Origin of the sequence: Limnohabitans sp. Rim8 (genome assembly GCF_945901735.1) — a bacterium.
Classification (GTDB): domain Bacteria; phylum Pseudomonadota; class Gammaproteobacteria; order Burkholderiales; family Burkholderiaceae_C; genus Limnohabitans_A.
In genome coordinates, this window is sequence record NZ_CAMDLM010000050.1 from 1 (window position 1) to 16,602 (window position 16,602).

At 59.0% G+C, this 16,602-nt stretch carries 19 protein-coding genes and 1 tRNA gene; 11 read left to right on the forward strand and 9 right to left on the reverse strand.

Going from position 1 to position 16,602, the window contains the following annotated elements:
• Positions 1-1,341 (forward strand): amino-acid N-acetyltransferase (gene argA / locus Q0O99_RS16630; RefSeq protein WP_293753089.1); only part of this gene is annotated, 1,341 nt, incomplete at its 5' end.
• On the opposite strand, the gene Q0O99_RS16635 is transcribed toward argA, so the two are convergent.
• The 4 genes from Q0O99_RS16635 to Q0O99_RS16650 are packed head-to-tail and all read right to left on the reverse strand — an operon-like array spanning position 1,342 to position 4,194.
• The gene (locus tag Q0O99_RS16635) at positions 1,342-1,650 is read right to left on the reverse strand and encodes a 2Fe-2S iron-sulfur cluster binding domain-containing protein (protein ID WP_293753090.1); all 309 of its coding nucleotides are present in this window, start codon (positions 1,648-1,650) and stop codon (positions 1,342-1,344) included.
• Positions 1,647-2,699, reverse strand: coding sequence for an aromatic ring-hydroxylating dioxygenase subunit alpha (locus tag Q0O99_RS16640; RefSeq protein ID WP_293753091.1), 1,053 nt, complete (start codon positions 2,697-2,699; stop codon positions 1,647-1,649). Before Q0O99_RS16640 ends, Q0O99_RS16635 begins: the two co-directional genes overlap by 4 nt.
• A gap of 39 nt (positions 2,700-2,738) precedes the next feature.
• Positions 2,739-3,317, reverse strand: a complete 579-nt coding sequence (locus tag Q0O99_RS16645) for a restriction endonuclease (RefSeq protein ID WP_293753092.1) — start codon at positions 3,315-3,317, stop codon at positions 2,739-2,741.
• A 52-nt stretch (positions 3,318-3,369) separates the two neighbouring features.
• Positions 3,370-4,194 carry a TauD/TfdA family dioxygenase gene (locus Q0O99_RS16650; RefSeq protein ID WP_293753093.1) on the reverse strand — a complete coding sequence of 275 codons (825 nt, stop codon included), beginning with the start codon at positions 4,192-4,194 and terminating at the stop codon, positions 3,370-3,372.
• A gap of 112 nt (positions 4,195-4,306) precedes the next feature.
• Between Q0O99_RS16650 and Q0O99_RS16655 the strand changes: the two genes are divergently transcribed.
• From Q0O99_RS16655 to Q0O99_RS16685, 7 genes are read left to right on the forward strand one after another with little or no spacing between them, the layout of a single operon-like run.
• A complete protein-coding gene (locus Q0O99_RS16655; protein WP_293753094.1) occupies positions 4,307-5,275 on the forward strand; it encodes a tripartite tricarboxylate transporter substrate binding protein in 969 nt (322 codons plus the stop codon).
• Positions 5,276-5,298: 23 nt separating this feature from the next.
• Positions 5,299-6,273, forward strand: a complete 975-nt coding sequence (locus Q0O99_RS16660) for a tripartite tricarboxylate transporter substrate binding protein (RefSeq protein WP_293753095.1) — start codon at positions 5,299-5,301, stop codon at positions 6,271-6,273.
• 3 nt (positions 6,274-6,276) lie between these two features.
• Positions 6,277-6,837 carry a ribonuclease E activity regulator RraA gene (gene rraA / locus Q0O99_RS16665; RefSeq protein ID WP_293753096.1) on the forward strand — a complete coding sequence of 187 codons (561 nt, stop codon included), beginning with the start codon at positions 6,277-6,279 and terminating at the stop codon, positions 6,835-6,837.
• Entirely contained in the window at positions 6,834-8,258 is a 1,425-nt protein-coding gene (gene leuC / locus Q0O99_RS16670) for a 3-isopropylmalate dehydratase large subunit (RefSeq protein ID WP_293753097.1), read from the forward strand. Before rraA ends, leuC begins: the two co-directional genes overlap by 4 nt.
• Positions 8,259-8,268: 10 nt before the next feature.
• On the forward strand, positions 8,269-8,937 hold the full coding sequence (leuD, locus tag Q0O99_RS16675; protein WP_293753098.1) for a 3-isopropylmalate dehydratase small subunit: 669 nt from the start codon (positions 8,269-8,271) through the stop codon (positions 8,935-8,937).
• Position 8,938: 1 nt separating this feature from the next.
• Entirely contained in the window at positions 8,939-9,862 is a 924-nt protein-coding gene (locus tag Q0O99_RS16680) for an ornithine cyclodeaminase family protein (protein ID WP_293753099.1), read from the forward strand.
• Positions 9,859-11,028, forward strand: coding sequence for an FAD-binding oxidoreductase (locus Q0O99_RS16685; protein WP_293753100.1), 1,170 nt, complete (start codon positions 9,859-9,861; stop codon positions 11,026-11,028). Before Q0O99_RS16680 ends, Q0O99_RS16685 begins: the two co-directional genes overlap by 4 nt.
• Positions 11,029-11,030: 2 nt before the next feature.
• Here the strand turns inward: Q0O99_RS16685 and Q0O99_RS16690 are convergent, their stop codons facing one another.
• The 4 genes from Q0O99_RS16690 to Q0O99_RS16705 all read right to left on the reverse strand — a co-directional run bounded on the left by Q0O99_RS16690 (position 11,031) and on the right by Q0O99_RS16705 (position 12,446).
• Positions 11,031-11,384: a hypothetical protein gene (locus Q0O99_RS16690; RefSeq protein ID WP_293753101.1), complete on the reverse strand. Its 354-nt coding sequence runs from the start codon at positions 11,382-11,384 to the stop codon at positions 11,031-11,033.
• A gap of 5 nt (positions 11,385-11,389) precedes the next feature.
• Positions 11,390-11,758, reverse strand: coding sequence for a glutaredoxin domain-containing protein (locus Q0O99_RS16695; RefSeq protein ID WP_293753102.1), 369 nt, complete (start codon positions 11,756-11,758; stop codon positions 11,390-11,392).
• Positions 11,759-11,872: 114 nt separating this feature from the next.
• Positions 11,873-11,949: transfer RNA gene (locus tag Q0O99_RS16700), tRNA-Pro, on the reverse strand.
• A 35-nt stretch (positions 11,950-11,984) separates the two neighbouring features.
• Positions 11,985-12,446, reverse strand: coding sequence for a MerR family transcriptional regulator (locus Q0O99_RS16705; RefSeq protein ID WP_293753103.1), 462 nt, complete (start codon positions 12,444-12,446; stop codon positions 11,985-11,987).
• 459 nt (positions 12,447-12,905) lie between these two features.
• Here Q0O99_RS16705 and Q0O99_RS16710 point away from each other — a divergent pair, with 459 nt between their 5' ends.
• Positions 12,906-13,244, forward strand: a complete 339-nt coding sequence (locus tag Q0O99_RS16710) for a hypothetical protein (RefSeq protein ID WP_293753104.1) — start codon at positions 12,906-12,908, stop codon at positions 13,242-13,244.
• Here the strand turns inward: Q0O99_RS16710 and Q0O99_RS16715 are convergent.
• Complete coding sequence (locus Q0O99_RS16715) at positions 13,229-13,840, reverse strand: DNA-binding protein (protein ID WP_293753105.1); 612 nt, start codon at positions 13,838-13,840, stop codon at positions 13,229-13,231. The genes Q0O99_RS16710 and Q0O99_RS16715 overlap by 16 nt on opposite strands.
• A 601-nt stretch (positions 13,841-14,441) precedes the next feature.
• Here Q0O99_RS16715 and Q0O99_RS16720 point away from each other — a divergent pair.
• Both Q0O99_RS16720 and Q0O99_RS16725 read left to right on the forward strand, forming a co-directional pair.
• Positions 14,442-15,479, forward strand: a complete 1,038-nt coding sequence (locus tag Q0O99_RS16720; protein WP_293753106.1) for an IS30 family transposase — start codon at positions 14,442-14,444, stop codon at positions 15,477-15,479.
• A 275-nt stretch (positions 15,480-15,754) separates the two neighbouring features.
• Positions 15,755-16,602: Ig-like domain-containing protein (locus Q0O99_RS16725; protein WP_293753107.1), on the forward strand; the 848-nt coding region annotated here is incomplete at its 3' end.

Consider the following 16,602-nt stretch of genomic DNA (forward strand, 5'->3'; position numbering starts at 1 on the left):
ACAGTTTTCAATTTCACCTTCGTGCCCTGGTTCCGGTCGGTGGCGCCTTACATCCACATGCACCGGGGCAAGACCTTTGTGGTGGGCATCGCGGGCGAAGCGATTGCGGCGGGCAAGCTGCAAAACCTGGCGCAAGACCTGGCGCTGATTCAGAGCATGGGCGTCAAGATCGTGTTGGTGCATGGCTTTCGCCCCCAAGTCAACGAGCAACTGGCCGCCAAAGGCCACACGCCCCAATACGCCCATGGCATCCGCATCACCGACAGTGTGGCCCTCGACTGCGCGCAAGAAGCTGCGGGCCAGCTGCGCTACGAGATTGAAGCGGCGTTCAGTCAAGGCCTGCCCAACACCCCCATGGCGGGCTCCACGGTGCGGGTGATTTCGGGCAACTTCATCACGGCCCGGCCGGTGGGCATTGTGGACGGCGTGGACTTCATCCACTCTGGCTTGGTGCGCAAGGTGGACGTGGACGGCATCATGCGCACGCTGGACATGGGCGCGATGGTGCTGCTCTCGCCCTTTGGTTTTTCGCCCACGGGCGAAGCCTTCAACCTGGCCATGGAAGAAGTGGCCACCAGCGTCGCTACCGAGTTGCAGGCCGACAAGCTGATTTTTGTGACCGAGGTGCCGGGCATCCGCATCGAGCCCCATGCCCCGGCCAGCGAAGACAACCCGATCGACACCGAACTGCCACTGGCCGCGGCCAAGCAGTTGCTGGCCTCGCTGCCCCAGCCTACCGAGCCGACCGACATCGGCTTCTATTTGCAGCACTGCGTCAAAGCTTGCGAGGAGGGTGTGGAGCGCTCGCACATCTTGCCCTTTGCAGTAGACGGCGCTTTGCTTTTGGAGGTGTATGTGCACGACGGCATCGGCACCATGGTGATCGACGAAAAACTCGAAGAACTGCGCGAAGCCACCTCCGACGATGTGGGTGGCATCTTGCAGTTGATTGAGCCGTTTGAGAAAGATGGCACGCTGGTCAAGCGCGACCGCACCGAGATCGAGCGCGACATCGACCACTACACCATCATCGACCACGACGGCGTGATCTTTGCATGCGCGGCGCTCTACCCCTACCCCGAAGCCAAGACGGCCGAGATGGCGGCGCTGACCGTGTCGCCCCAGTCACAAGGCCAAGGCGATGGCGAAAAAGTGCTCAAACGCATCGAGCAACGCGCCCGCGCCATGGGGGTCAAAAGCATCTTCGTGCTCACCACCCGCACCATGCACTGGTTCATCAAGCGGGGGTTTGTGCAGCAAGACCCCGACTGGTTGCCCGAAGCGCGCAAGCGCAAATACAACTGGGACCGCAAGAGCCAGGTGCTGGTCAAGAAGCTCTGATCACAGGTCCAGCACCAGCCTTGCCGTCTGGCTGCGCGAACAGCAAATCAGCATCTGCGTATTCGCCTCTTGCTCCTCAGGGGTGAGGAACATGTCCCAGTGGTCGGGCGTGCCCGCAACCACTTGGGTCAGGCAGGTGCCGCACACGCCTTGCGAGCAGGAAAACGGCACCTCATGGCCCGCATCCTGCAGCGCGCTCAAGATGCTTTGCTCTTTGCCCACCTTCAAGGTCTGGCCACTTTTTTGCAAGTGAACTTCGAAGCTGCCATCGGCATCGGTGGGGGTCTGTGTCAAGTCTGGGGTGCTCATGCGGTGATCTCGGAGGAATTTTCCTGGGCCAATAAACGGTCGATGATACGGCGCGACTGCACGCCGCCCGAGTCGATGTTGAGCATCAAGAGTTTGCGCTCGGGCCAACGGCTGATGTTGGCTTGCTGCAGTTGCAGCATCTCCATGTCTTCGTTGAAGATGCCGCCTTGCCCCGAACGGATCTTGTCGGTCAGCGCCACGTCTTCGGGCTTGAATTGGCGGGCCATGCCCCAGTGGTACCAGTGCGAGGTTTCGGTCTCGGGCGTGATGAAGTCGACCACCACGCTGTAGGCCTTGTGCTCGGGTGCTGCGTCAAAACCACCTTGGCCGGTCAGGGCCACACCCACGTCGATCATGACGTGGCTGGGCGGCGAAAAGCGGCAAATTTGCCAGCGGTCCACCTTGGCCTGAGGGTCTAAGCCGTTGGCGCTCATGGCCATTTGCCAAAAAGGGGGGGCCTGGATGCCTAGCATGTGGCGCTGCAAGACGACTTGGTCTCCTTCCACCTTGGTTTCGCTGGGTGTCTCATCGATCTCGGGCTGGCCGATGCTGTTGGCGTGCACGTAGGTCTCGTGCGTCAGGTCCATCAGGTTGTCGATCATCAGGCGGTAATCGGCCTGGACGTGGTAAAGCCCGCCACCATAGGCCCAGGCGGGGTTGTCAAAAAATTCGAACTGGGGCAAGAGGGCCTGGTTGGCCTTGGCCTGATCGCCCGGCCAAACCCAGACAAAACCGTAGCGCTGCGCCACGGCGTAAGCTTTGATCGCTGGAAAGCCGCGCACGCGCTGACCCGGCATGTGCACGGTTTTGCCCTCGCAGCCCATCTCGAGACCGTGGTAACCACACACCAGTTTGCCCTGACAAACCTTGCCCAGGGACAAGGGGGCACCCCGATGGGGACAGAAGTCTTCGACCGCCGCCACGTGCCCGTCGGGGCCTTTGAAGAACACCATTTTTTCATTGCAAATGGTGCGCCCCAGGGGCTTGCTGCCCAGCGCTTCGAGTTCGGCCTCGGTGCAGGCCACATACCAGGTGTTTTGGATAAACATGTTTTAACCTCTATGGCAAATGCGTTGGATGACTGGCGCTCACAAGGCCTTGACTTCTTTGTCCACCAAGATAACCAAATCAGCGCCCGTGATCAAGGTGATGCGGTGCTCTGCGGCGAAATCATCGGCTTTGGTGCTGACTTGCCCCAAGCTGATGCAAACGCTGTTGCTGGCCTCGAGCGCATCGCGCTGGGCCACCAGGTCGCGCAGCGGCTCCAGGCCCATGGCGGCTGCTTTCCAGCGTTTGGCACTGACCACGGTGCGCACGCCTTTTTTTTCGAGCAACATGTCGGCCGCACCGGTGAGGGGCGTGACGCTGTAACCCTGGCGGGTGAAGGCCGAGTCCAGCACCACCGAAAAATCTCGCCAGCTCATGCCACCGAGGCTTTGCAAACCTTTTTCCACCAGCGCTGGACTGGGCAAGTTGCGCTGTCGCCAAAAGGCCATGCAACCGATCACAAAGAACGGGAAGCCCCCCAACATGCCCACGCCTGCGTACTTCTCGGGCAACAAGGCCCCAGCCGCCAGGGCCACCACGGCCACCAACACAAAACTGATCCACCATGGCGAGCGCAACAGCACCGCGAACAGCGACTTCTCGGACATCTTGAATTTCACACACGCTCCCTGTCGATCAAAAAAGCGGCCTGCATGGCCGCAGCGCACATTATCAAACGGGTGTGTCGCCAGCCAAGGTGATGCGGTGCATCACCCGGCGAAAACCGTGGTAATCGTTGACCGGGTTGTGCTGGGTGCAGCGGTTGTCCCACACCGCCAGAGAGTGGGCCTGCCAGACAAAGCGGCAAGTGAACTCGGGCTTGACTTGGTGCTGAAACAGAAAGTTCAGGATCGGGGTGCTTTCGGCTTCGGTCATGCCGACGATGCCCGAGGTGTGGGCCACATTCACGTACAAGGCTTTGCGCCCGGTTTCGGGGTGGGTGCGCACCAGCGGGTGGTGAGCCAAATAAGCTTGGGGGGCGTTGTCTTTGCCATCGCTTTTGATGCGGTCTTCGCGGGTTTTGGAGACATCGGCTTTGGCCGAACTGCTGATGCCCACCAGGCCATCGAGCAATGACTTCAGGGTCTCGGACAGGGTGTCCCAGGCCAGGTACTGGTTGGCAAACAGGGTGTCACCCCCGTAGGGCGGCACCTCTTTAGCCAACAACATCGAGCCCATGGGCGGCCGCTCCAAGTAGGTGGTGTCCGAGTGCCAAATGCCACCAAAGTTAACTTTTTCGTGCTCGAGTTTTTTGACTTCGATGACACAGGGAAAGCCGTCGAGGCCTTTCACAAAAGGGTATTCGACCGGCTGACCCAGGGTGTGCGCAAAGCGCATGAATTGATCAGGCGCAAGATCCTGGTCGCGGAAAAAAATGACCTGGTGCTGCAGCAAGGCGGCGCGAATGGCCTGTTGCAGATCGGCCGTGAGGGGCTGGGTCAAATCAACCCCGTGCAGCTCAGCGCCCAAAGCGCCTGCGATTTGTCGAATGATCATGTTTTCATTGTTGCACAGGCACTTGGGTAAACCCCCATCCGAAATGTCCGCCGCGAGACAAGCGCTGGCGCGACTTCGTGTCATTCTGAACTCCTTGTTTTCTGGAGCTGACATGTTCAATCGCCGTTGGAATTTTTGGGTCCTGTCCTTGGGCCTGTGCATGGTTCAGGGCGCGGCCCTGGCGCAAGATTTTTTATCAAAACCCGTGCGCATTGTGGTGCCACAGACACCGGGCGGTGCATCCGACGCACTGGCCCGCATCGTGGGACAAAAGTTGAGCGAGAAATGGGGCCAGTCGGTGGTGATCGAAAACCGCGCTGGGGCCGGTGGCAACGTGGGCATGGAGCATGTGGCCCAGGCCACGGCCGACGGCCACACGCTGCTGATGAGCTACGCCGGTTCGCACGCCATCAACGCGGCCTTGTACAAAAAACTGCCCTTCGATCCTGAAAAAGATTTTGAGCCCGTGGCCACCTTGGCCACCCTGCCCTTTGTGCTGGTGGTGCGCCCGGACTCTCCCGTCAAAAGCATCAAGGACCTGGCAGAGCAAGGTCAGCGCTCGCCTTTGACTTTTGGCTCCGCAGGCAACGGTTCGGTGAACCATTTGTTGGGCGTCATGTTCAACGCCGCTGCCAACACCAAGCTCGAACACATTCCCTACCGTGGCGCGGCTCCGGCCATGCAGGACCTGATGGGCGGCCAGATCAACATGGTGTTCACCAGCTTGCCTTCGGTCTCGGGGGCCATCAAGAGCGGCACCTTGCGCCCGGTGGCGGTGACCAGCGCGGCGCGCTCGGGCAACTTCCCGGGCATCCCAACGATTGCCGAAGGGGGCTTCAAAGAATTTGATGTGTCGCCCTGGTTTGGTTTGTTTGCCCCGGCCAAGACCCCGGCGGCGGTGATCCGCCGCATCAACCAGGATGTGCAAGAGGTGCTGAAAAACAAGGACGTGATCGATCGCTTCAATGCGCAAGGCGCCGATGTGCTGATCACCCAACCGGCTGAGTTTGCGGGGATGTTGAGAAAAGACCTGGCCAAGTGGAGCGTGGTGGTCAAGGCCTCTGGCGCACAGATTGACTGACCCTGACAACCAAGAAACACCCCATGAACTTGAACAAAATTTCTCGCCGCACTGCTGTGGCCTTGGCGCTGAGTCTGAGCACCAGCGCTTTTGCCCAGAACTGGCCTGACAAGCCGATCCGCATCGTGGTGGGTTTTGCGCCCGGTGGTTTCACCGATGTGCTGGCGCGCACCATTGGCCAAAAGCTGCAAGAGCGGCTGGGGCAGTCGGTGGTGGTGGACAACAAGGCCGGTGCTGCGGGCACCGTGGGCGCCGACATTGTGGCCAAGGCCAGGCCCGATGGCTACACGCTGTTGCTGGGCCACAGCAATTCCAACTCGGTGGCCCCGGCGCTTTACCCCAAGCTGCCATACGACGTGGTGAAGGATTTCACGCCCATCATCCGGGTGGCGTCCACGCCATTGCTGTTGACGGTGAACCCGGGCGTGCCCGCCACCGATGTCAAATCGTTTGTGGCGCTGGCCAAACAAAAGCCGACGGGCCTGAGCTTTGCGTCGTCGGGCAGCGGCAGCGCACAGCACTTGGCGGCGGCCCGCTTCATGCTGGCGACCCAGACGCAGATGAACCACATTCCCTACAAGGGCAGCGGCCAGGCGATTGTGGATTTGCTGTCGGGTCAAGTGAACCTGAACTTTGAAAGCCCGCCCAACGTGCTGCCGCACTACCAGGCGGGCAAGCTGCGGGTGCTGGCCATTACCAGCGAAAAACGCTCGCCCCTGATGCCCAATGTGCCCACCCTGGCCGAAGCCGGTGTGCCCAACGCCGAGATGCTGCAGTGGTTTGCGGTGCTGGGGCCTGCCAAGCTGCCCGCCGAGATCACCCGACGCTTGAACACCGAAATTGCCGCGATTTTGAAGTTGCCCGATGTGGCCGAAAAAATCGCCTCGCAAGGCGGTGAAATCATTGGCGGCACGCCCGAATCGTTTGCAGCGTTCATTCCCGAAGACAGCGCATCCTGGGCCAAGCTGGTCAAGGACGCCAATGTGCGCATGGACTGATGTGTGAAACCCCTTCCCAAAACCACAGACCTGTGCGATGCCTGCGATGAGGCGCAGGCCTGCGCTGCGTTGTTTCAAACTTTTGGCTTGCGACGGGCCTTCACCGGGCCGATTCGCACCCTGCGCATCCACGAAGACATTGCCCTGATGCGCGACACCGTGAGCCAAGCTGGTCAGGGCCAAGTGCTGGTGATTGACGGGGGTGGCTCGTTGGCCCGCGCCTTGTTTGGTGACGTGATGGCCGAGCTGGCCTCGCGCAATGGTTGGGCGGGCCTGGTCATTCATGGCGCGGTGCGCGATGTCGATGAATTGAACACCATCGACATTGGCGTGAAGGCTTTGGGCACTGTGCCCAAGCGCGGCAGCCGCACCGGTGCGGGCGAGCGCGATGTGCCGGTGCACTTTGGCGGCGTGACCTTCACGCCCGGCGACCACCTGGTGGCCGATGCCGATGGCGTGATCGTGCTGCCCACGGGTTTGACAGCGGCCGACATTGCCGTTCAGGATGTGGTGGCCGCCACAGCTGCTTATGCAGCAGGCCCGCCGGCAACACCCAAGCCATGAGCCCTCGCACCCTGTACCAGCGCATCGTGGATGCGCACACGGTGCGGCCGCTGGGGGACAGCGGACAAATTTTGCTGTACGTGGACCGCCAGGTGCTGAACGAATACACAAGCCCACAGGCTTTTGCGGCCTTGCACGCGCAGGGGCGCAAAGTGTGGCGACCCTCCTCCACTTTCGCGGTGGTGGACCATGTGAACGCCACCACGCCGGTGCGCAATGCACGCACCATGGCGCTGGTGGACGCCGACCGGGCCCGGCAAGTGCGCACGCTGGCCGAGAACTGTGTGCGGCACGGCATTGCGTTGTTTGACATGCTGGACGATCGACAAGGCATTGAGCATGTGGTGGCCAGCGAGCAAGGCTGGGTGCTGCCGGGCATGGTGATGGCGGCGGGCGACAGCCACACCACCACGCATGGGGCCATGGGGGCTTTGGGTTTTGGCATTGGCAGCAGCGAGATCGAGCACCTGCTGGCAACCCAAACGCTGATTTACCGCGCGCAAAAAAACATGCGCGTCACGGTGCACGGTCAGATGCCCCCCGGGGTCACGGCCAAAGACCTGGTGCTGAGCCTGATCGCGCAGATCGGCGCCGATGGGGCGTCGGGCCATGTGATCGAGTACGCCGGCGAGGCGATTCGGGCCATGGGCGTGGAAGGCCGTTTGACGCTGTGCAACATGAGTGTGGAGGCCGCTTCGCGCGGCGCCATCGTTGCGCCCGATGACCGGCTGTTTGATTATTTGCATGGCCGACCCCGGGTGCCGCAAGGCCCTCAGTGGGACGCGGCCGTGGCGCATTGGCGCTTGCTGCGCAGCGACGACGGTGCGGTGTTTGACCGCGAGGTCAGCCTGAACGCCAGCACACTGGCCCCACGCGTGACCTGGGGCACCAGCCCAGACCAAGGCGTGCCCATCGACGGTGTGGTGCCTGACCCTGACCACGAAAGCGACCCACAACGCCAGCGCGGCATGCAACGCGCCTTGGTCTACATGGACTTGCAACCCGGCCAGCCCTTGCAGGGCTTGCCCATCAGCCACGCCTTTATTGGCTCGTGCACCAACAGCCGCATCGACGACCTGCGCGATGCGGCGCGTTTTTTGAAAGGCCGACGTGTCGCTCCGGGTGTGCGGGCCTTGGTGGTGCCGGGCTCGTCGATGGTGCGTGCGCAGGCCGAGGCCGAAGGCTTGGGCCGCATTTTTGAAGAAGCGGGTTTCGAATGGCGTCAGGCCGGTTGCTCGATGTGCGTGGCCATGAACGAAGACCACCTGAACGCCGGGGACCGCTGCGCCTCCAGCACCAACCGCAATTTTGAAAGCCGCCAGGGCCTGGGCGCACGCACCCACCTGATGAGCCCCGCCATGGTGGCGGCTGCTGCCGTCAGCGGGGCGCTGACCGATTTGCGCACCCTGCCCTGTCATTAAAGGCGCTGGCATGACATGCCCTTTTCAAGCCATCACCACCCTCGCGGGTTGCGCTGCCGCCCTGCCCTTGCCGCATGTGGACACCGACCAGATCATGCCCAAGCAGTTCCTCAAGGGCATCGACCGGCAAGGCCTTGCGCAAGGGTTTTTGCACGACATGCGTTTTGACGCATCGGGCCAAGCGCGCCGCGATTTTGTGTTGAACCAAGCGCCGTGGACTGAGGCGACGTTTTTGATCACGGGCGCCAATTTTGGTTGTGGCTCCAGTCGCGAGCACGCGGTATGGGGCATGCGCGAGTTGGGCATCCGCTGCGTGCTGGGCACCAGCTTTGGCGGGATTTTCAGCGACAACTGCATGCGCAATGGCGTGCCAGCGCTGTTGTTGCCTGCCGCCGAAGTGGCACGCTTGATGGCCCTGGCCCAAGACCCGAAGCGCTGCCAAATGGCGCTGGATTTGGCGGCCCAAACGCTGCACACCCCGGGCGATGGCCAGACCTTGCGCTTTGACATCGACCCGCTGCACCAAGAGATGCTGCTGCGCGGCCTGGATGCGGTGGGCATGAGCCTGACCCATGTGCCGGACATCCACGCGTTTGAAACCCGCTATCTACCCGCCAACCCTTGGGTGGTGCCACCTGCGGCAAAGCACCCTCAGGAAAAACACCCGCAGGAGAAATGACATGGTCCATTATTTTGACGAAGCCCGCGTTCAGCAACTGCTGAGCGTGCCCGATTTGCTGCAAGGCGTGCGCGAAGCCCTGGTGGCGCTGACGCTCGGCCAGGTGGTCCAGCCGCTGCGCATGGTCATGCCCATTGGCGATGCCTCAGCCGATGGGCTGCTGTTTTTGAAGCCCGCCCAACTGGGCGATGCGCTGAGCACCAAGCTCATCACCCTGGTGCCCGGCAACGCGCAAAAAGGTTTGCCCACGCTGCTGAGCACGATTGTGTTGATGGACCCGGCCACGGGCCAAACCCTGGCCGTGATGGAGGGCAACACCATCACCGCCATGCGCACGGCAGCGGCATCTGCCGTGGCGGCCGATGCGCTGGTGCCGCGCACGCCCCAGGTGGTGGCCATGCTGGGCAGCGGCGTGCTGGCGCGCAGCCACGCGCAAATGCTGCGGGCCGTGCGCGAAGTGTCTGAAATCCGTGTCTGGAGCCCCACGGCCGCCAACGCGCAGCAGTGCGCAAAAGACATTGGTGGCGTGGCCTGCGCCAGCGCCGAAGAAGCGGTGCGCGGCGCCGACATCGTGTGCACCGTGACCAACGCCAGTGAGCCAGTGCTGCAAGGCGCCTGGCTCAAGCCCGGCGCTTTTGTCGCCGCCGTGGGCGCGCCCCGCCCGACTTGGCGCGAGCTGGACAATGCCGCCATGAGCCACTGGGTGGTGGCCGACCAGCGTGAGGCGGCCGAGAAAGAATCGGGGGATGTGCTGCTGTCGGGTGTCAAAGTGGCCGCTGAGATTGGCGAGATTTTGTGCGGGCGTGTGGCCGCGCCGCCTGCTGGCACCACGGTCATTTTCAAATCGCTGGGCCAAGCGGTGGAGGACACGGTGGCGGCACGGCTGGTCTACCAGGCGGCCTTGGCCGAGGGACAGTCCACATGAGCAGCACCGATGTGGTGGTTGTGGGCAGCGGCGTGATGGGTGCGGCCACGGCCTATTGGTTGACCCGCTTGCAACCTGGACTGCGCGTGACGCTGGTCGAGTCGGACACCCACTACGAAAAAGCCTCGTCATCGCTCTCAGCCAGCTCGATCCGCCAGCAGTTCACCTGCCCCGTCAACATCCGTTTGAGCCAATTCGGCATCGCGTTTTTGCGCGAGGCCGAGCAGCACCTGGGCCTGCCCGATCACCCAGTGGCGCTGGGTTTGCAAGAGCCCGGCTATTTGTACCTGGCCCAACCCGAACAAGCGGCGGCGATGCAAACCGCGCACCAGATCCAAAAGCAAGCTGGGGCCGATGTGACCTTGCTCGGCCCCGAGGCTTTGCGCCAACGCTACCCGTGGCTGAATGTGGACGATGTGGCGCTGGGCAGCCTGGGCCTGAGCGGCGAGGGTTGGTTTGACGGCCCTGCGCTGCACCAGGCGTTCTTGAAAAAAGCCATGGCGCAAGGTGTGCAGCGCCTGCCCGACCGGGTGGTGGGCCTGGAACACACGGCCAGCCAAGTGACCGCAGTGCGGCTGGCCAGTGGCGGCAGCTTGCCCAGCGGTCAAGTCGTCAATGCGGCGGGGCCTTGGGCTGGCCATGTGGCGGCCATGGCCGGGGTGCACTTGCCTGTCGAGGCGGCTCGGCGCACAGTATTTGTGCTGTCATGCCCCGAGCCCTTGCCGCAGTGCCCCTTGCTGATCGACCCGAGCGGCTGGTGGCTGCGGCCCGAAGGCCGGTTTTTGATCAGCGGCGCAGAGCCTTTGCACACCGAACCTGACCTGCCGTTGGAACCCAACTGGGCCGAATGGAACGACGAACAATGGGCCTCACTGGCGCACCGCATCCCGGCACTCGCAGCCTTGCGGGTAGAGCGGGCCTGGGCGGGTTATTACGAGATGAACACCTTTGATCACAACGCCGTGATCGGCCCGCACCCTAAGCTGCGCAACCTGTATTTCATCAATGGTTTTTCGGGCCACGGCATGCAGCACGCTGCAGGGGCTGGCTTGGCACTGGCCGAGTGGCTGCTGCTGGGGCAGGCGCAAACCATCGACGTGCAAGAGCTGGGTTTTGAGCGTCTGGTGCAAGATCGTCCGCTTCGCGAGTTGGCGGTGATCGGCTGACACTAAAGGTCTTCCCGAGCTTCAATCTGCAGTCGCTGCACCACCGCGCCCCGGGTGCCCGCCACCGCTCGGATGCGCAAGGCGGGACCCGCTTCAAGCACCAAGCGGCAGTGGTAATCGAGCCCATCGGTCTGACCCGGGCAATGGCTGGCGATGCGGCGGTGCCACTGCCGCTTGCCGTCGATCTCTAGCGTCAACGCGTGCCAAGTGTCTGTGTTGTCTTCGGGCACGCGCACCAGCAAACTCACATCGATGTCGAACGTGCGTGAACGTTTGAGTGCGCCGGGAATATGGAGCACCGCCACCGCATCGCCCACCTCGGTGCGCCACAACTCGGGTTTTGCAATGGAGGCCATGGGCTTCAGGCTTGCAGCAAGGTCTGAAGTTCGCCGTTGTCGATCAGGCGGCGCAGGTCATTGGCCCCGCCGACCAAGGTGCCGCGCACAAAGACCATCGGGAAAGTGGGCCACCCAGTCCACATCTTCAAGGCATTGCGCAAACGCCATTGCGAAAAATAGCTGCCAAATTCAATGTATTCGTGCGCCACGCCCGCCGCAGTCAAGGCCTTGCGCGCCTTGGCCACAAAGGGATTGCCTGACAAACCCACGACCACCACCGGGTGCTGGGCGATGGCCGTTTGCACCTGCGCCACCACAGCCGCATGCCATTGCGCAATGAACGGGCGAATACCGGGATGGATGGCGGACTCGGCAAGTACAGGTCTGATCATGGGTTCACTTGAAAGGTAGAAACGACGACTTGGCCGCGTCACGAGGGGGCGTGCTCAATGAAAAACGGGTCACACCCTTGTGAGATGTAACCCGTTGATTTTATGAAGAATAAATGGTCGGCGTGGCGGGATTCGAACTCGCGACCCCTTGCACCCCATGCAAGTGCGCTACCAGGCTGCGCTACACGCCGACAAGCTGACGATTATAGCTGGAATCCACGCCCGTTCAGACCGTGAGCATGGCGCGAATTTGCAAAAGCTCTTGATGTACCGACAAGGCCGATTCAAAACCTGGTCGGTACGATGTCTGGGTTGTCATTTCATGGGCCAGTTCATCTGGCGGCATGCCCTGTGCAGCCTCCATTTCAGCGCTGTTGTCTTCCAGACTTTCATCCAAGAATGCGCCCGAGCGCATGAGTTGACGTTCACTTTGGGTCAGCTCCAGCAGCTTATTTCGTGCGCCGCTGATGGTGAAGCCTTGGTCGTACAACAGCCCGCGTATTCTGCGGATCATCATCACTTCATGGCGCTGGTAATAGCGGCGATTACCCCGTCGTTTGACCGGCCGAAGTTGCGTGAACTCCTGCTCCCAATACCGCAAGACATGCGGCTTGACGCCACACAGCTCACCCACCTCACCAATGGTGAAGTAGCGTTTGGCTGGAATGGCGGGAAGCAAACTGTCCATGACTGACAACACGTTATCTGGAAAACCTTGGAGCTTACTGCAAGTGTGTTCACCTCGTCTAGCCCTGATTTGGGCTTGCAAACGCGTGATCCGTTGCGCAGGCGAAAAATGCACCTGAATCTGGGGGTCCTCTCGTTTTCGGTGCAATAAGTGGCGGTTGGAGAGCAAGCATTGGCGTAGGTGTGTTTCAGTAAGCCAATGATTTCAAAGGCTTTTCTGTTCACTATTTTCCGGCTGTTTTGCGGCGTCAAACCGTGATCAATACCCCAAAGAAACCAAAATATCGTCCGCATGGGGCTGTTGGAGCATGCAAGGTGCTTTCCCGTCGGGCTAAACCATGTGGAAGTGGCCTCCTAAATCGGCGTAAAGCATCTCAAAAGGGCTGAATAAAGGTCGGGGGAGCCATAGTGTGCGTCTCTATCGCGAAGAGCTGACAATCGTCGGGCAATAAAGTCACTTTTGAAAGTGAACAAGAAAGCCTTTGAAATCAACGATCTACCCACACCACCCCCGCGCCAGTGCTGGGTTTGCGAACCGCCACTTATTGCACTGAAAACGAGGGGACCCCTCGTCACGGGCGGCGGGCTGCAGTTTGACCAGGTACCGCGGGCGCTCGGCCAAGGCGTGAACGACAACGCCGCCCAAGTGGTGGGTGAGCTGCTGTGGGTGCTTTGGTGTTTGACGCTGTCGATGGGTGCGCTGGGGGTGGCGTACCTGGGGCGGGCGGCTTGGAAGATGGGGCGGGGGAAAGCGCGCCCAGTCTCGGTTGCGCGAACCCGTCGTTATTTACCTTTTTGATTCTTGGCTTGCTGCATGTCCGTGATGGTCTGCAGTAGCTGTGCATTCTGTGCGGTTGCGGCTTTCAGCTGATCCGTGAGCTGAGTGGCGCGGGTTTTGATTTCGTCGGCACGCACCTCGGCAACGGCCAAATCGCGTTCACGGTCGCGCAGCTGATCGCCCAGCCCCTTCACAGTTGATTGCGCAACGTCGAGTTGCTTGCTCAAATCCGTTGCTTCTTGTCGGGCCGCTTCGAGCTCGCTGCTCAGCTGGTCGGCCAGGTCTGCCGCCTCTTGGCGCTGCGCTTCAAGCCCTTGACGATCGTTCTCCAGGGCCTCGCGCTCAGCCGACAAACGCCCGTTGCAGATCTGGAGCGCCTGCGTCCAAATGTCCGTGCCAAGCTGCTCTAAAAGCTCGGTGATGGCCTGCGGCGCGGCCTCTTGCACCGGAGTTTCTTTGGCGGCTTTGCGCGCGCGCCATTCGGTCATGGCCTGGCTGATCGTGGTGTAGCTGCCGCCACCCAGCGCCTTGCGCACACTGGCGAGCGTGGGGTTGTGGCCAGCGGCATCGACCTCGTCGGCAATCTCAAAAATTCGCGTGGTGGTGGTGGAGGTCATGATATATCCCGGTTGTAGTGTGTAGTATTAGTATACACAATACTACAACATACAAATGTAAATTTTTTGAGGGGGCGTCTGACCATTCCGCCAGATTTTGAGCAGGCCCCACATAGCGCTGCTGGTCACCTTCTCCAGGCGCACCCGTGAATGTGACCTCTTGAGTTGCGTCCAAAAACTCCTGCAATTGCGCAACGGTACGCAGCTTTGCCTCATCCATATTGATCACCATCCTTAGATGATCAAGGCACCAGTTCAGCGGCTGAAATCCGCCCTCAGGCTCATTTTTGGGTGGAAATACGCGTCTCCTTCAGGCTCACACCTTATTGGACAAGGCTCTGGTAAGAAATGCCGTCAGATTGCAGATTAGCACCACGCTAAAGTAGTAACGTCCTAGAATGAGGAAAAGTTCTATCTATCAATCGGTCTTAGGTGTGATCATGATGGTAAGTCTGAAGAAGGTACGGCTCACTCATGCAGTCATAGGTGTACAAACGCTTAAAAATTCTTTTCATATCAAACCCAATCGCAATTTTAGTTTGAGAGAGCTGGCGGATTCAAAAGTGAAGTGCAACACCTGCCAACCCTGTAAGGTCCGCAGATGCAAATCACTCCACTCAATCGCTACAAACAGATCCAACCCGAAGAGCGCGTGACTCTCGCCAGCCTCCATGTTCAGAACTTCACCGTGCGAGAGATTGCCCGAACCCTTGGGCGCGCGCCCAGCACCATCACGCGCGAGCTAAGCCGCAATAGCTGCGATGGCGCCTACGCCAGCAAGAGCGCCGAGGGTTGTGCGGCCAAGCGCCGAATGCAGGCCCGTCCTGTTCCAAAGTTGCACAAAGAAAGCATCCTGTTTGGCATCGTCCATCACCTGTTATGCATTCGGTGGTCGCCCGAGCAAATATCGATGACACTGTCAGCCACTTATCCCAAGGGCCATGAACACCGCGTGTCACACGAAACCATCTACAACTGCATCTACGCCCAGCCCGTGGGCGAGCTCAAGCGTGATCTGATCAAAGCGCTGCGCCAAGCGCACAACAAGCGCGTGCCTCGCAGCAAAGGGCAAGACCGCAGGGGCCAAATTCCTGACATGGTCAGTATTCATGTACGCCCTCCTGAGATTGAAGACCGCCAGTTCCCGGGCCACTGGGAAGGTGACCTAATCAAGGGCGAATCCAATGGCAGCGCCGTGGGCACGCTGGTGGAGCGCACCAGCCGATTGCTGATGTTGGTCAAGCTGCCAGAGGTCAAACCAGCCAGTGCGCTCAATGTGCTGCAGGGTTTCACGGACAAGTTGCTGAGCATTGCTTTACCCCTGCGCCTGAGCATGACTTATGACCAGGGCCGTGAGATGGCGATGCACAAGGAGTTGAGCAAACGCACCGGTATCGCGGTGTACTTTTGTGATCCCCACAGCCCGTGGCAAAGGGGCTCAAACGAGAACATGAATGGCTTGGTGAGGCAGTACCTGCCCAAGGGAACTGATTTGTCTGTTTACAGCCAGGTAGAACTGGACGCGATTGCAGACGAAATCAACAACCGCCCACGCAAAGGTTTGGGGGTACGATCGCCGTTGTCTGTTTACCGTGAACTGCTTGCAAACAGCCAGCAACACTCCACTCTCATCCACTGAAATCAAGGGTGTTGCACTTCATTTTGAATCCGCCGCTAATATTCCATGATCACTTTATTTTTTTGAAAACCGCAATGATTTCTATTCCTAGTGGAGATTTTTATATTTCTTTAAAAATTTACTTATTTCTCCAGTACTGTTTAAGCTGTGAAAATTGTATGTATCCGAAGTTTTTACATTTCACGAATCGTGGAATTTTTTGAAATTAAATTTAGTTAAAATCATATTAACGTTTACACTTGATGTTAAATTAATATATTTGAGAAATTAAAAATATGCCTTACACATTCACTGTCGATGAGAAAAGTACTGGCTTCTTTTCTTCAAAAGCTAGCGATTATAAAGATGCACCTGCATCAATATTAACAACTTTTAAATTGGCTCCTGGTACCCTTCAAGCTGCCAATGGTCTCCTTGGGATTGGTGATGTTGATGCATATGATTTAGGTTATTTGTATAAAGGTACGTATAGTACAACTGCTAGCAATGATTTTTGGCTCTTTTCTTTTACTGGCTACTCATATTTTTTAACTCCATCTGTTACGATTTATGATTATCAAGGTAACGCGCTTGCTGGTGGATTGCTTAGTTCAGTTAATTATGAAGTATTTGCTCCAGGTCATTATTTTATTTCAGTTAATGGGTTTGCATCTGAATCTGTACAATATTCTGTTTCGTATACAAGACAAGCGCCAGTAAATATAAATGCAAGTACAGATGCTACTATTTCGGGAGCACCAACGGTTGGGTCAGAGTTAAGTCTTGTTGGTGGATATTCTGATGCAAATGGGATATCAACTTCAATTCCAACTGTTTATTGGTTTTCAGGTAATGAAATTGTTGAAATAGGTTTAAAATACTCCGTTAAAGAATCTGATATTGGTAAAATTATTTACCCCATTATTCAATTCACTGATGATGCTGGATACCTGGAAACTATTGGTCCTGAATTTGGTTTAACTATATTCGCAGTTAATGACGTGCCAGTGGCGACTGCAGTGTCAGTAACGACAGATGAGGACACGGCCAAGACTGGAACGCTTGCTGGAACTGATGTTGAAGGTTCAAGCCTGACGTTTGCGAAGGTGGCTGATCCGACTAACGGCACGGTCACGATCAATGC

Bases quoted from the DNA above. Each gene is read 5' to 3' on its own strand.
- leuC (WP_293753097.1), top strand. From the start codon at position 6,834: ATGAGCCCTCGCACCCTGTACCAGCGCATCGTGGATGCGCACACGGTG.
- Q0O99_RS16640 (WP_293753091.1), bottom strand. From the start codon at position 2,699: ATGTTTATCCAAAACACCTGGTATGTGGCCTGCACCGAGGCCGAACTC.
- Q0O99_RS16650 (WP_293753093.1), bottom strand. From the start codon at position 4,194: ATGATCATTCGACAAATCGCAGGCGCTTTGGGCGCTGAGCTGCACGGG.
- Q0O99_RS16690 (WP_293753101.1), bottom strand. From the start codon at position 11,384: ATGGCCTCCATTGCAAAACCCGAGTTGTGGCGCACCGAGGTGGGCGAT.
- Q0O99_RS16695 (WP_293753102.1), bottom strand. From the start codon at position 11,758: ATGATCAGACCTGTACTTGCCGAGTCCGCCATCCATCCCGGTATTCGC.
- leuD (WP_293753098.1), top strand. From the start codon at position 8,269: ATGACATGCCCTTTTCAAGCCATCACCACCCTCGCGGGTTGCGCTGCC.
- Q0O99_RS16680 (WP_293753099.1), top strand. From the start codon at position 8,939: ATGGTCCATTATTTTGACGAAGCCCGCGTTCAGCAACTGCTGAGCGTG.
- Q0O99_RS16685 (WP_293753100.1), top strand. From the start codon at position 9,859: ATGAGCAGCACCGATGTGGTGGTTGTGGGCAGCGGCGTGATGGGTGCG.
- Q0O99_RS16655 (WP_293753094.1), top strand. From the start codon at position 4,307: ATGTTCAATCGCCGTTGGAATTTTTGGGTCCTGTCCTTGGGCCTGTGC.
- Q0O99_RS16720 (WP_293753106.1), top strand. From the start codon at position 14,442: ATGCAAATCACTCCACTCAATCGCTACAAACAGATCCAACCCGAAGAG.
- Q0O99_RS16660 (WP_293753095.1), top strand. From the start codon at position 5,299: ATGAACTTGAACAAAATTTCTCGCCGCACTGCTGTGGCCTTGGCGCTG.
- Q0O99_RS16635 (WP_293753090.1), bottom strand. From the start codon at position 1,650: ATGAGCACCCCAGACTTGACACAGACCCCCACCGATGCCGATGGCAGC.
- Q0O99_RS16715 (WP_293753105.1), bottom strand. From the start codon at position 13,840: ATGACCTCCACCACCACCACGCGAATTTTTGAGATTGCCGACGAGGTC.
- Q0O99_RS16705 (WP_293753103.1), bottom strand. From the start codon at position 12,446: ATGGACAGTTTGCTTCCCGCCATTCCAGCCAAACGCTACTTCACCATT.